Here is a 13,326-nt window from a genome sequence, read left to right on the forward strand (position 1 = left end):
AAGGAGAAGGCGGATCCGAAGGGGGAAGAGTCACTTGCCGTAGGCGAGCATCAACTTCTCCTTCGTGTCGTCGTTTCCGCTCAGCCGCGTGGTCGAGATGTAGAAGCGCCCGTCGACCCAGTCGGTGTCCTTGGAGAAGAAGCCGTTCTCGATGTCCGCGGCGCCCTGCGGGTTCTGGAGCAGCTTGACCGGCTTGTGGTCGCTGCCGCCGGTCGGGATGGACACGATCTGGCCGCCCGCGTCGTACGACGGCTGCACATAGGCGATGAGCTTGCCGCCCTCGACCTTCATGGGCAGCATCGACTCGTCGGCCGGGGACTTCACCCGCCACTTCTCCTTGCCGTCCGCGAGGTTGACCGCGACGATCTCGTTGGCGCCGGTGGTCGCCTCCGTCGGGAGGTAGAGCGTGGTGTCGTCGACGGCGACGCCCTGGCAGCCCTGGAGGTCGCGTTCGAGGATGGCCCAGCCGCACTCGGGGGCGAAGTCCTCGTCGAAGCCGACCTGCGAGCGGAACTTGCCGCCGGAGGTGAAGGTGGAGATGTTCCAGGCCTTCTTGTCCTTGTTGGTGCTGTAGACGACCAGCGGGCTGACCGAGTAGGTGCGCGCGACCCGCCAGCCCTTGTCGAACGGCTGGGTCCACTTCGCCTTGCCGGTCTTCGGGTCGAGCTCCTGCACCTCGTCGTGCTCCTTGTCGGTGCCCGCACCGCAGGAGGAGACGGCGATCAGCTTCTCGCCGCCGGCGAACGCGGACGGGAAGCAGGCACTGCCGTACTTCTTCTTGTCGAAGAGCTTGTCACCGTTGGTGACGTCGTAGGCCGTGCCGGACTGGGAGCGGCCCACCATCAGCGTCTTGCCGGTGATGGACAGTTCGACGGAGAGCGTGGAGTCGAACAGGGCGCCGTCGCCGACCTCCTCCTTCCAGCCCTTCTCGCCGGTGCCGAGGTCGATCTCCTGGAGCTGGTTGCACTTGGCGCGGTCGCTGCTGCCGCTCATGTACGCGACGACGATCTTGTCGTCGGACGTCTTCTGCGGGGTGGTCGCGCAGATCTTCTGCGGGAAGGTGATCGCGTCCCAGGCCGGCTTGCCGTCACCGACGTTGTAGGCGAAGAGCTGCTTGTACGCCGCCTTCACCGCCGCCTTGTCGGTGACCCACATGCCGGGGGCGTCGGCGCCGGAACCGGGGGCGTCGGGCGCCTCCTTGTACCAGAGGACCTTCGCCTCGCCCGCCTGGCGGCCCTCGTTGAGGTTCTCCGGGTCCTCGCCGCCGTCGCCGCTGCCGTCACCGGGGTTGACCGGGGCGGAGGCGGAGGGCTTGCCGTCATTGCTCGGCTGGGCGACCGGCTTCTTCTTGCTCTTGCCGTCGTCGCCGCCGGTGACCGCCCACACGGTGCCGCCGACCACGAGCAGCACGGCCACGGCAGCGCCGATGATCAGGGCGGGCTTGCCCTTGAAGGGGTTGCCCGAACCGCCCCCGGACGGGGTGCCGGGCGCGCCCGGGTACTGCGGCTGCTGCGGGTAGCCGTACCCGGGCTGGCCGTACGGGCCCGGCTGCTGCGGCTGGCCGTAGGGGCCGGAGTTGTACGGCCCCGGCTGCCCGTACGGCCCGGGCTGCTGCGGGGGCTGCTGGGGGTAGCCGTATCCAGGCTGCGGCGGCCCCTGCGGGGGCGGTGGCGTCTGGGGCGGTCCCTGGGGCGGCGGCGGTGTCTGCGGTGCCCCGAAGCCACCACCCTGCGGCGGCTGGTTCTGCGGTGCTCCGAAGCCACCGCCCTGCGGCGGCTGGTTCTGCGGTGCTCCGAAGCCACCGTGCGGCGGCTGACTGGGCGGCTGAGTCATCAGCGGCTCCCCCGTTCGATCACTGATTTTTAGCCACGCCCTGAGATACGAAATGGGCTCAGAGTCGCTTCATAAAGTTCTAAGACGACTCTTTGTATCACCAGGTTCCGACAGCGACCGGGCCGTCTCACCCCCTGTTCCCAAGGGCGGACCGGCCCGTGATGCCGCCGTTATGCGCCTTCACGCACCCTTCACGCGTCCTCGGCGAGTTCCAGCCAGCGCATCTCCAGCTCCTCGCGCTGACCGGCCAACTCGCGCAGCTCGGCATCCAGTTGCGCCACCTTCGAGAAGTCCGTGGCGTTTTCGGCGATCTGCGCGTGCAGCTTGGTCTCCTTCTCGGAGACCTTGTCGAGCTGCCGCTCGATCTTCTGGAGTTCCTTCTTGGCGGCGCGCTGGTCGGCGGAGCTCTTCTCCGGGGCGGCGGTCTGCGGCGCCGCGGCGGGCGTCGAGGCGGCCGCGGCCTCCTCCATGCGCTGCCGCCGCTCCAGGTACTCGTCGATGCCGCGCGGCAGCATCCGCAGGGTGCCGTCGCCGAGCAGCGCGAACACCCGGTCGGTGGTGCGCTCGATGAAGAACCGGTCGTGGGAGATGACGATCATCGAGCCGGGCCAGCCGTCGAGCACGTCCTCCAGCTGCGTCAGCGTCTCGATGTCGAGGTCGTTGGTGGGCTCGTCGAGGAAGAGGACGTTGGGCTCGTCCATGAGCAGCCGCAGCAGCTGGAGCCGCCGCCGCTCGCCGCCGGACAGGTCCCCGACCGGCGTCCACTGCTTCTCCTTGGTGAAGCCGAACGTCTCGCACAGCTGCCCGGCGGTCATCTCGCGCCCCTTGCCCAGGTCGACGCGTTCGCGCACCTGCTGCACGGCCTCCAGCACGCGCGTGGCCGGGTCGAGTTCGGCGACCTCCTGCGAGAGGTAGGCCAGCTTGACGGTCTTGCCGACGCGGATGTGCCCGCCCACGGGCTGGGCCTCGCCGCCGGTCCGGGCCGCCTCGGCCATGGCCCGCAGCAGGGACGTCTTCCCGGCGCCGTTGACGCCGACGAGACCGATCCGGTCCCCCGGTCCGAGCTGCCAGGTGACGTGCTTGAGGAGGACCTTGGGGCCCGCCTGGACGGTGATGTCCTCCAGGTCGAACACGGACTTGCCGAGCCGCGTGGACGCGAACCGCATCAGTTCGCTGCTGTCCCGGGGCGGCGGTACGTCCTTGATGAGCTCGTTGGCGGCCTCGACGCGGAAGCGCGGCTTGGACGTACGGGCGGGCGCCCCGCGCCGCAGCCAGGCCAGCTCCTTGCGGACGAGGTTCTGCCGCTTGACCTCCTCGGTGGCGGCGATGCGCTCGCGCTCGGCACGGGCGAAGACGTAGTCGGAGTAGCCGCCCTCGTACTCGTAGACGTCTCCGCGCTGGACGTCCCACATGCGCGTGCACACCTGGTCCAGGAACCAGCGGTCGTGGGTCACGCAGACGAGCGCGGACCGGCGGTTCTGCAGGTGCCGGGCGAGCCAGGCGATGCCCTCGACGTCGAGGTGGTTGGTGGGCTCGTCGAGGACGAGCAGGTCCTGCTCCTCGATGAGCAGCTTGGCGAGCGCGATACGCCGCCGCTCACCGCCGGACAGCGGCCCGATGACGGTGTCGAGCCCCTTGGGGAACCCCGGGAGGTCGAGCCCGCCGAACAGGCCGGTCAGGACGTCCCTGACCTTGGCGACGCCCGCCCACTCGTGGTCGGCCATGTCGCCGATGACCTCGTGGCGGACGGTGGCCTCGGGGTCGAGGGAGTCGTGCTGCGTGAGCACGCCGATGCGCAGACCGCCGGAGTGCGTGACGCGCCCGGTGTCGGCCTCCTCCAGCCTGGCGAGCATCCGGATCAGCGTGGTCTTGCCGTCGCCGTTGCGGCCGACGACGCCGATGCGTTCCCCTTCGGAGACGCCGAGGGAGACGCCGTCGAGCAGGGCGCGGGTGCCGTACACCTTGCTGACGTTCTCGACATTGACCAGGTTGACGGCCATTTCTCTCCTGACGAGGGGGGTGGATCGACCCTCCAGGGTAGTCGGGCGGCGGGGTGCTCCGGCCGGGGTGTTCAGGAGTGCTCGGCGGCCTCCTGGCGGCGCTGGTACCGCCACACGTCCATGAGCCTCTCGTCGCCGCGCTGTTCCTCGTCCACGGGGCCGATCCGGTGCTCGGTCTCCACGCAGCGCGGGTCGTCACGCCTGGCCAGCCCGGACACGGCCCAGATGCGGATCGGCTGCCGCTCGTCATGGGTGAGCGCGACCAGCGCGTCCCCGACCTCGGGCTCGCGCCCCCGGTAGTGCGCGAGCCAGCGGCACGCCGCCTCGCGTACGCCGGGGTCCTCGTCACGGGCCAGGGTGAGCACGGCGGTGAGGCTCTCGGGGCGCGCCAGGGACCGGCCGTCCTCGGACTGCTGCAGGGCGTCCGTCACCAGGGCGCGTACCCCGGGGTCCGGGTGGGTGAGGTGCGACAGGCCGACGGCCTCGATCTCCGGGGCGCTGTCGTGGGTCATCGCCTGGAGGATGACCGCCAGCACCTCCGGGTCCTCCTCCTGTTCGGCCCAGGGCACGAGCTCCCTCCCCCGGCCCCAGAAGGGGTCGCCTCCCTTGACGGGGTCTCCGAGGATCAGGAACAGCATGACGTCGGCGGCGAGCAGGCGGTGCAGCCGGTCGGGGTGGTTGAGCAGGTCCCTGGTCCACTGCCAGGTCTCCTCGTCCAGCCGGCGGCCGAGCGTGAACACCACGTCGGACCAGACCATGTGGTCCCGGTCGGGGTGGGCGAGGGCACGCTCGACCAGTTCATCGAAGGACGTACGGATCCCGTAGCGCTCTTCCATGGAGGTGAGCACCGCCCGGTGCTCGTCGCGCACGGTCAGCCCGCCCAGCGTGAGCTGCTCGCACCAGCAGCCGACCTCGTCGTCCTCGACCCGGCTCCGCTCGACGGGCCCCGTGAGGCCGGTGAGCCGGCGCAGCTCCGCCTCCACACCCGCCTCGGTCCACCGGCGGGCCCGGGCCAGCAGGCCCTCGCGCTCCGGCGCGGGGAGCGGCACCCGGTGGGAGGCGAGCGCGTAGACCATGTGATGTGACCCACCGTCCACCGCCCGCAGCAGCGGGGTGCTCCCGTCGGGCAGCCGGCGCAGCGGGTCGGCACCGGCCTCCAGCAGCGCTTCCGCCACGGGTTCGTCGTACGCCGCCACCGCCCGGCACAGGACCGGGAGGCCGTCGTCGAAGGTCTCCGGGTCGGCCCCGGACTCCAGCAGGGCCCGGACCTCGTCCGCGTCTCCGCGTCGTACGGCCGCGACCAGTTCGTCCACGCCTGCGTCCCCCATCGTCGAGAACAACCGGGGGAGCCTAAGTGCCGGGAACCGGCCGCCGCACGGGATTAACGCACGGCGACCGTCGCCCCGGGTGCCGGGCCGGCGGCCGTCCGCACGGTCCGGCAGGTGCCGGAGGCCACCAGCGCCTGCGCCACCGCGGCCGCCGACTCCGGGCCGCGGACGAGGAACGCCGTGGTCGGGCCGGAGCCGGAGACCAGGGCGGCGAGGGCGCCGGCGGCGCGGCCCGTGGCCAGGGTGCCGGCGAGTTCGGGGAAGAGGGAGAGGGCGGCGGGCTGGAGGTCGTTGGAGACGGCGGCGGCGAGCGCGTCCGGGTCGCCCTTCGCCAGGGCCGCGAGGAGTTCCTGGGAGGCGACGGGCTCGGGGATGTCCGTGCCCTCGCCGAGCCGGTCGAACTCCCGGAACACGGCCGGGGTGGACAGGCCGCGGCCGGCCATCGCGAACACCCAGTGGAAGGTGCCGCCGACCTCCAGGGGCGTCAGCTGCTCGCCCCGCCCGACGCCCAGCGCAGCCCCGCCGACCAGGCTGAACGGCACGTCGCTGCCCAACTCGGCGCAGATGTCGAGCAGTTCGTCCCGGGAGGCGCCGGTCCCCCACAGCGCGTCGCAGGCGACCAGCGCGCCGGCGCCGTCCGCGCTGCCGCCCGCCATGCCGCCGGCGACGGGGATGTCCTTGGCGATGTGGATGTGCACGCCGGGCGTCCGGCCGTATCGCCCGGCGAGCGCTTCGGCCGCCCGCGCGGCCAGGTTCGTACGGTCCAGGGGGACCTGGTCGGCGTCCGGGCCCTCGCACGTGACGCGGAGCTCGTCGGCCGGGGTGACGGTGACCTCGTCGTAGAGGCCGACCGCGAGGAAGACGTTGGCCAGGGGGTGGAAGCCGTCGGGGCGGGCGGGGCCGACCGCGAGCTGGACGTTGACCTTGGCGGGGACCCGGACCGTCACGCTCACGCGGACTCCTCCTCCTCGGGCTGGTTCTGCTTGTGCTCGGCGATCCGCGCGAACTCCTCCACGGTCAGCGACTCGCCCCGCGCCTGCGGTGAGACCCCGGCGGCGACGAGGGCCGCCTCCGCGGCGGCGGCGGACCCGGCCCAGCCGGCGAGCGCGGCCCGCAGCGTCTTGCGGCGCTGGGCGAAGGCGGCGTCGACGACGGCGAACACCTCGCGCCTGGAGGCCGTCGTCTTCAGCGGCTCGGTCCGGCGGACGAGGGAGACCAGGCCGCTGTCGACGTTGGGCGCGGGCCAGAAGACGTTCCGCCCGATGGCGCCGGCCCGCTTGACCTCGGCGTACCAGTTGGCCTTGACCGACGGGACGCCGTACACCTTCGAGCCGGGCGGGGCGGCGAGGCGGTCGGCGACCTCCGACTGGACCATGACCAGGGTGCGTTCGATGCTCGGGAAGGCTTCGAGCATGTGCAGCAGGACCGGGACGGCCACGTTGTAGGGGAGGTTGGCGACCAGCGCGGTCGGGGCGGGGCCGGGCAGCTCCGTGACGTGCATCGCGTCGGAGTGGACGAGGGCGAACCGGTCGGCGCGATCGGGCATGCGGGCCGTGATGGTCGCGGGCAGCGCGGCGGCGAGCACGTCGTCGATCTCGACGGCCGTGACGCGGTCGGCGACCTCCAGCAGGGCGAGCGTCAGTGACCCGAGGCCCGGCCCTACCTCGACGACCACGTCGTCGGGGTGGACCTGTGCGGTGCGGACGATACGGCGGACGGTGTTCGCGTCGATCACGAAGTTCTGGCCGCGTTGCTTGGTGGGGCGTACGCCGAGGGCTGTCGCGAGTTCGCGGACGTCGGCGGGGCCGAGGAGGGCGTCGGGGGCGGGGCTGGTCACGGGGACAAGGGTACGGGGGTTCGGGGCCCGGGGTTTTCGGTGCTCGGCATGGCTGCCCGGGTCGGGGCGTTGCGCAACCCGGCCGAGCGGGGTGCCGCTGCGCCCACCCGTGCCGCCTGGGGGCACCTCCCAGGCCCTTAAGGCACTGGGGGAGGCACGATTGCCCGCAGCTGGGCCGTCATCCGCGCAGACGGCCCCCGCAGTGCGGCCAAGGGCTCGCCCCCCGCCGCACATACAGCTTCTTCGCACGGTACGTCTGTTCCGCTGCCGGGGCGTCCTGGGGGCGGCCCTGGCCGCCGAGGGCCTGCCAGGTCTGGGTGTCGAACTGGTAGAGGCCGCCGTAGGTGCCCGACGAGTCGACCGCGTCGGGGCGGCCGCCGGACTCGCAGGCCGCGAGGCCCTGCCAGTCGAGGTGGTCGGCGCCCTGAACGGACGTCGGTCGCGGCTTCGTGCCGACCTTCACCACTTGCGGATGTGGTTCGCGTACCACCTCGGCTCGGATCCGGCGCGGCTTCTGCTTGACGCCGTTGACGGTGCGCAGGGAGTAGGTGACGCGGCGCAGGCCGGGCCGGCCCGCCTCTTCGACGACCTCCGTGCCGCGGAACAGGGTCGGGTCGTCGGTCCGCCGCACCTGGAAGGGGATCGGCTCCTCACGAACCTCCTTGCCGCCGGTGATCCGCAGCACCGTGACGGTCTGCCCGTCGCGCGGGAAGCTTCCCTGCGGGACCGACGTGGTGTCCTGGCCGCGCAGGGTGATCCCGGCCTCCTCGACGGCCTCCCGGACGGTCGCCGCGTTGGTGCGGACGGTGCGGGCGCGGCCGTCCGCCATGATCGTGACCGCGCGTTCGGTCCGCACGTCCAGCGCGAGCCCTTCCCGCCCGATCCGCCGGGAGCGCGACGTGGACACGTACGCGCCCTCCTGTCGCACCCCCAGCTCCCGCAGCGCCCCCGCAACGGTGTGTGCCGTCGTCCACACCTCGCTCCGCTCTCCGTCGAGGGTGAGCCGCACCGGGCGGCCGTAGTGCACGGCGACCTCGTCGCCGCTGGTGAGCTCCGTGCCGGGGCCGGGTGCCACCACGTCGTGGGCGCCGAGGTCGACGCCCTCCTCCGCCAGCAGCTCGGTGACGTCGTCGGCGAAGGTGTGCAGGGTGCGCGCCTTGCCGTCGACGTTCAGCTCGATCGCCTTGTCCTTGGCGACGAACGCCGTGGTGCCGCCCGCCAGGAAGGCGACGACCAGGGCCTGCGGGAGCAGCCGCCGCATGGAGCCGTCGCCCGGCCGCTCGGCGTACCGCGCCTTGCGCCGGCGCGCGGACCGCCGGTGCGAGCCGGTGCGCGCCGCGGCGCGGGCCTCGGCGCGCGCTTCCGCGCGCGTGGTGCGCGCGCCGGTCGCGGGTGGTGCCGCACCGTCGTCCGGGGCGCCCTGCCGGGGCAACCCGGGCAGGGGCGGCACCTCGTAGGCGGGCCGGTAGGTGTCCTCGTAGGCGACGGGCGCCCCGGGCCTCCCGTACCCGGGCGTCTCGGCGCTGTGCGGATCGGCGCGCGGCGCGTCGAAACCGCCGTACACCGGGCCGGCGTAGGCCGGGCCGTACGTCTCGTACGCCTCGAGGGTCTCGTACGCCTTGTAGATCTCGTACTGCGAGTTGCTCACGCCGACACGCTCCAGGGGCCGGAGGGGTCCAGAGGGGTCCGGATCGGGCCCCCAGAACCTAGCGGAGCGTTCGTCACTCTCCAAAGCGACGCGACTACGCACAGTCGTGCGGCGCTCGGGTCAGTAGCCGAAGGCGCGCGCCGTGTTCTCCGCGAGAGCCGTCGCCAGCGTGTCCTCGTCGACGCCGCGCACCTCGGCCATGGCCCGCACGGTGATCGGCACGAGGTACGGGGCGTTGGGCCGGCCGCGGTAGGGCACCGGCGTGAGGAAGGGCGCGTCCGTCTCCACCAGCAGCAGCTCCGGTGGGGCCACCGCCACCGCGTCCCGCAGGTTCTGGGCGTTCTTGAAGGTGACGTTGCCGGCGAAGGACATGAAGTAGCCCGCGCTCGCGCAGATCTGCGCCATCTCGGCGTCGCCGGAGTAGCAGTGGAAGACGGTGCGCTCGGGGGCGCCCTCCTCCTTCAGCACGCGCAGGACGTCGGCGTGGGCGTCGCGGTCGTGGATGACCAGGGCCTTGCCGTGTCGCTTGGCGATCTCGATGTGGGCGCGGAAGGACCTCTCCTGCGCGTCCTTGCCCTCGGGCCCGGTGCGGAAGTAGTCGAGGCCCGTCTCACCGACGCCCTTGACCTGGGGCAACGCGGCCAGCCGGTCGATCTCGGCGAGCGCGTCGTCCAGGGCGGCCCGGCCGCCGGGTTCGCGCGCTCCCTGCCTCGACCAGCCGTCGGGGTCGCCGTGGACGATCCGGGGCGCCTCGTTCGGGTGCAGGGCGACCGTCGCGTGGACGGCGTCGTACGCGGCCGCCGTCTCCGCCGCCCAGCGGGAGCCCGCCAGGTCGCAGCCGACCTGCACGACCGTCGTCACCCCGACCGACGCCGCCTTCGCCAGCGCCTCCTCGACCGTGCCGGACTGCATGTCCAGATGGGTGTGGGAGTCGGCGACCGGCACCCGGAGGGGGTCCGGGAGCGGGGGCGCGGCGTGCTTGCCGGAGTCGTTCGAAGGCATGCCCCGATCCTACGAAAGGGGTACGCCCTCCCCGATGGGGGAGGACCGGGGAGGGCGTCGACAAGGGGAGCCGGACGGGTCAGCTCGCCTTGCGCTGGAAGGGGTGCAACAGGTCGGACAGCTGCCAGGGGTGGTGCTCGGGCTTCTCGTCGGCGTCCTCCGGCACGGGCGACTCCACGGGCCCGGCGGGCGGCGGCACGCGGTGATGCCGGTGCTCCGCGTTGCGCGCCGACTCGACCCGCCCGGGCCGCATGATCCGTACGACGTGTCCGTCGCAGTTCTGGCACGCGGGCTTGCTCAACGGGGAGGGCACGACCTTGCCGTCCGCCACGTAGAAGACGACCTCGTGGCCCGCGGCGTCCGTGTGGTGCTCTATCTCGTAGGACTGCTCCCAGCCGTACCCGCAGCGCATGCAGGCGAAGGAGTACGACTCGTTGACGACGGCGTTCGCACCGGCGCGGAGCCCGGTCTGCCCTGCGATCTCACTCATGCCAGCTCCTGTTCCGCTGTGGCGTGAGGACGATTCCGTCCCCGCGACCCAGTGGACTCCCCGGCCGGATCGAAGGCAGCGGAACTGTCGACTATTGGCGCCGTTTTGGGGGTTCCTTGCCCCAGCGCTCCGTCGCCTTTGCCTACGCATGGGGCGCGCCCCTTCAGGGGCGCGGGGCTGTATCCATGTGCGGCTCCGCCGCGTGGGCGCGACCAGCCACAGACAACCGTCAGCCGGAATGCTTCGCAGCAACCACCGCATCGAACACAACCCGCTTGGGCACCCCGGCCTCCTGAGCCACCGCGGCGATCGCCTCCTTGCGCCGCTCCCCGGCCTCCTCCCGCACCCGGACCCGCCGCACCAGCTCCTCCGCCCCGACTTCCTCGGGACCCCGCTCCGGCGCCCCCTCCACCACCACGGTGATCTCCCCGCGCACACCCTCCGCGGCCCAGGCCGCCAGCTCGCCCAGCCCCCCGCGCCGTACTTCCTCGTACGTCTTCGTCAGCTCCCGGCACACCGCGGCCCGCCGCTCCGCCCCGAACACCTCGGCCATCGCCGCGAGCGTGTCGTCGAGCCGGTGCGGGGCCTCGAAGTAGACGAGGGTGCGCCGCTCCCCGGCCACCTCCCGCAGCCGCCCCAGCCGCTCCCCGGGCTTGCGCGGCAGGAACCCCTCGAAGCAGAACCGGTCGACGGGCAGACCCGACAGCGCGAGCGCGGTGAGCACGGCGGACGGCCCGGGCACGGCGGTGACCGGCACGTCCCGCTCCACGGCGGCGGCGACCAGCCGGTAGCCGGGGTCGGACACCGACGGCATCCCCGCGTCCGTGACGAGCAGCACCCGCGCCCCGCCCACCAGCTCTTCCACCAGCTCCGGGGTCCGCGCGGACTCGTTGCCCTCGAAGTACGACACCACCCGCCCCTTGGGCGTGACGCCGAGGGCCTGGGTCAGCCGCCGCAGCCGCCGCGTGTCCTCGGCGGCGACGACATCGGCTCCGGCCAGTTCCTCGGCGAGCCGGGGCGGAGCGTCCGCGATGTCGCCGATGGGGGTGCCTGCGAGTACGAGGGTTCCGGTCACGCCCTCCATCCTCCCAGGGGCCGGGGACGCACACTCCGCCCAGGGGCGGAGGATGGGGACGCATACCGGCCATGCACGGGACTCACACAGCACGGTTCCCTACGATGGCGCGGTGACCAGTACCGCGTCCTCCACGGACACCCGGCAGGGCCAGGCGCCGCACGAGCAGCGGCCGCCCTGGCAGCAGCGGCTGCGCCGCTTCGGCTACCAGCAGCCAAGAAGCGACGCCCGTGACGTCCGTGACCGGCTGGTGCCGCCGTACACCGAGCCAGGCCCCCGCCTGTGGGCCGCGCTCGGCATCCCGCACACGCTCGCGGGGCGGCTGGTGCGCTGGTCGGGCTGGATCGGCCCGCTGCTCGTCACCCTGCTGGCGGGCGTGCTGCGGTTCTGGAACCTGGGCAACCCCAAGGCGGTGATATTCGACGAGACGTACTACGCCAAGGACGCGTGGGCGCTCGTCCACCGCGGTTTTGAAGTCAACTGGGACAAGAAGGCCAACGACATGGTCCTCTCGTCCGGCGGGCACGTCACCATCCCGACGGACGCGGCGTACGTCGTGCACCCGCCGGTCGGCAAGTACGTCATCGGGCTCGGTGAGCTGCTGTTCGGTTTCGACCCGTTCGGCTGGCGGTTCATGACGGCGCTGCTCGGCACGCTGTCCGTGCTGCTGCTGTGCCGGATCGGCCGCCGGCTGTTCCGCTCGACCTTCCTGGGGTGCCTGGCGGGCGCGCTGATGGCGGTGGACGGCCTGCACTTCGTGATGAGCCGCACGGCGCTGCTCGACGGCGTGCTGATGTTCTTCGTGCTGGCCGCGTTCGGCTGTCTGCTCGTCGACCGGGACAAGGCCCGCGAGAAACTCGCCGCGGCGCTCCCGGTGGATGCCGACGGCCGGGTCCGGCCCGACCGGCACGTCGCCGAGACGGCCCGCCTGGGATGGCGCCCCTGGCGCTGGGCGGCAGGCCTGATGCTGGGCCTGGCCTTCGGCACCAAGTGGAACGGCCTCTACATCCTGGCCGCGTTCTGCCTGATGGCGGTCCTGTGGGACGTCGGCTCGCGCAGGGTCGCCGGCGCCCGGCACCCGTACTCGGCGGTGTTCAGGCGTGACACGCGCCTGGCGTTCGTCGCCACGGTCCCGGTCGCGATCGTCACCTACGTGCTGTCCTGGACCGGCTGGATCCTCTCCTCCACCGACGGCTCGGGCGGCTACTTCCGCAACTGGGCCGCCACCGACGGCAAGGGCGGCAGCTGGACCTTCCTGCCCGACTGGCTGCGCAGCCTGTGGCACTACGAGCACCAGGTGTACGAGTTCCACGTCGGCCTGTCCTCGCCGCACACCTACCAGTCCAACCCGTGGAGCTGGCTGGTCCTGGGCCGCCCGGTGTCGTACTTCTACGAGTCCCCCACGCCCGGCCGGGACGGCTGCCCCGCGGACGCCGGCGAGAAGTGCGCCCGCGAGGTCCTGGCCCTCGGCACGCCGCTGCTGTGGTGGGTCGCCTGCTTCGCGGTCCTCTACGTCCTGTGGCGCTGGCTGTTCCGCCGCGACTGGCGCGCGGGCGCCATCGCCTGCGGCATCGCGGCCGGCTACCTGCCCTGGTTCATGTACCAGGAGCGCACGATCTTCTTCTTCTACGCCATCGTCTTCCTGCCGTTCCTGTGCCTGGCGGTGGCGATGCTCCTCGGCGCGATCATCGGCCCGCCCCGCTCCACGGACACCCGCCGCGTCGTGGGCGCCACGGGCGCGGGCGTACTCGTCCTGCTGATCGTGTGGAACTTCATCTATTTCTGGCCGCTGTACACGGGCACCGCCATCCCCATCGACGACTGGCGGGCGCGGATGTGGCTGGACACCTGGGTCTAGCTGGTCAGCTGCAAGGATGGCGCGGATCATCACACCAAACGGGGGTCGAGCATGCTCGTGCTCATACTGTCGGTCGTCGTCCTGCTGCTCATCGGCGGCTGCGTCTGCGTCTTCTGGGCGGCCCGGGGCGACGCCCCGCGCTGGGCACGTGGGGTGGCCAAGGTGACGCTGCTCGGCAGTGAACTGACCCGGAGCGCGAACGGGCGTTCCGGGTCACAGCACAGCAGCGGGGACGACTAGTCGAAGGGTCCCGGC

General features: G+C 72.3%; 11 protein-coding genes. 2 read left to right on the top strand and 9 right to left on the bottom strand.

Annotated features, from left to right (window positions below):
* Positions 1 to 30: 30 nt before the first annotated feature.
* From CP976_RS18365 to rsmI, 9 genes are all read right to left on the bottom strand, one after another.
* The gene (locus tag CP976_RS18365) at positions 31 to 1,833 is read right to left on the bottom strand and encodes an outer membrane protein assembly factor BamB family protein (RefSeq protein ID WP_150481358.1); all 1,803 of its coding nucleotides are present in this window, start codon (positions 1,831 to 1,833) and stop codon (positions 31 to 33) included.
* 191 nt (positions 1,834 to 2,024) lie between these two features.
* Complete coding sequence (locus tag CP976_RS18370) at positions 2,025 to 3,833, bottom strand: ABC-F family ATP-binding cassette domain-containing protein (protein ID WP_150481359.1); 1,809 nt, start codon at positions 3,831 to 3,833, stop codon at positions 2,025 to 2,027.
* Positions 3,834 to 3,904: 71 nt separating this feature from the next.
* A complete protein-coding gene (locus tag CP976_RS18375; RefSeq protein ID WP_229876171.1) occupies positions 3,905 to 5,173 on the bottom strand; it encodes a HEAT repeat domain-containing protein in 1,269 nt (422 codons plus the stop codon).
* Between the two features lie 41 nt (positions 5,174 to 5,214).
* Positions 5,215 to 6,114 carry a 4-(cytidine 5'-diphospho)-2-C-methyl-D-erythritol kinase gene (locus CP976_RS18380; protein ID WP_150481360.1) on the bottom strand — a complete coding sequence of 300 codons (900 nt, stop codon included), beginning with the start codon at positions 6,112 to 6,114 and terminating at the stop codon, positions 5,215 to 5,217.
* Positions 6,111 to 6,998 carry a 16S rRNA (adenine(1518)-N(6)/adenine(1519)-N(6))-dimethyltransferase RsmA gene (rsmA, locus tag CP976_RS18385; RefSeq protein WP_150481361.1) on the bottom strand — a complete coding sequence of 296 codons (888 nt, stop codon included), beginning with the start codon at positions 6,996 to 6,998 and terminating at the stop codon, positions 6,111 to 6,113. The genes CP976_RS18380 and rsmA overlap by 4 nt, the downstream gene beginning before the upstream one ends.
* A gap of 178 nt (positions 6,999 to 7,176) precedes the next feature.
* Positions 7,177 to 8,646, bottom strand: a complete 1,470-nt coding sequence (locus CP976_RS18390; RefSeq protein ID WP_150481362.1) for a resuscitation-promoting factor — start codon at positions 8,644 to 8,646, stop codon at positions 7,177 to 7,179.
* Positions 8,647 to 8,766: 120 nt separating this feature from the next.
* The gene (locus CP976_RS18395; protein WP_150481363.1) at positions 8,767 to 9,648 is read right to left on the bottom strand and encodes a TatD family hydrolase; all 882 of its coding nucleotides are present in this window, start codon (positions 9,646 to 9,648) and stop codon (positions 8,767 to 8,769) included.
* 79 nt (positions 9,649 to 9,727) lie between these two features.
* A complete protein-coding gene (locus CP976_RS18400; protein WP_150481364.1) occupies positions 9,728 to 10,138 on the bottom strand; it encodes a hypothetical protein in 411 nt (136 codons plus the stop codon).
* Positions 10,139 to 10,367: 229 nt separating this feature from the next.
* The gene (gene rsmI / locus CP976_RS18405; RefSeq protein WP_150481365.1) at positions 10,368 to 11,213 is read right to left on the bottom strand and encodes a 16S rRNA (cytidine(1402)-2'-O)-methyltransferase; all 846 of its coding nucleotides are present in this window, start codon (positions 11,211 to 11,213) and stop codon (positions 10,368 to 10,370) included.
* Between the two features lie 112 nt (positions 11,214 to 11,325).
* On the opposite strand from rsmI, the gene CP976_RS18410 reads away from it, so the two are divergent.
* Together CP976_RS18410 and CP976_RS18415 are read left to right on the top strand one after the other, a co-directional pair.
* Positions 11,326 to 13,071 (top strand): dolichyl-phosphate-mannose--protein mannosyltransferase, encoded by a 1,746-nt coding sequence (locus CP976_RS18410; protein WP_167537360.1) that lies wholly within the window; start codon positions 11,326 to 11,328, stop codon positions 13,069 to 13,071.
* Positions 13,072 to 13,122: 51 nt separating this feature from the next.
* On the top strand, positions 13,123 to 13,311 hold the full coding sequence (locus CP976_RS18415) for a hypothetical protein (protein ID WP_150481367.1): 189 nt from the start codon (positions 13,123 to 13,125) through the stop codon (positions 13,309 to 13,311).
* Positions 13,312 to 13,326: the final 15 nt, after the last annotated feature.

It is taken from the genome of Streptomyces coeruleorubidus, from assembly GCF_008705135.1.
GTDB lineage: Bacteria > Actinomycetota > Actinomycetes > Streptomycetales > Streptomycetaceae > Streptomyces > Streptomyces coeruleofuscus.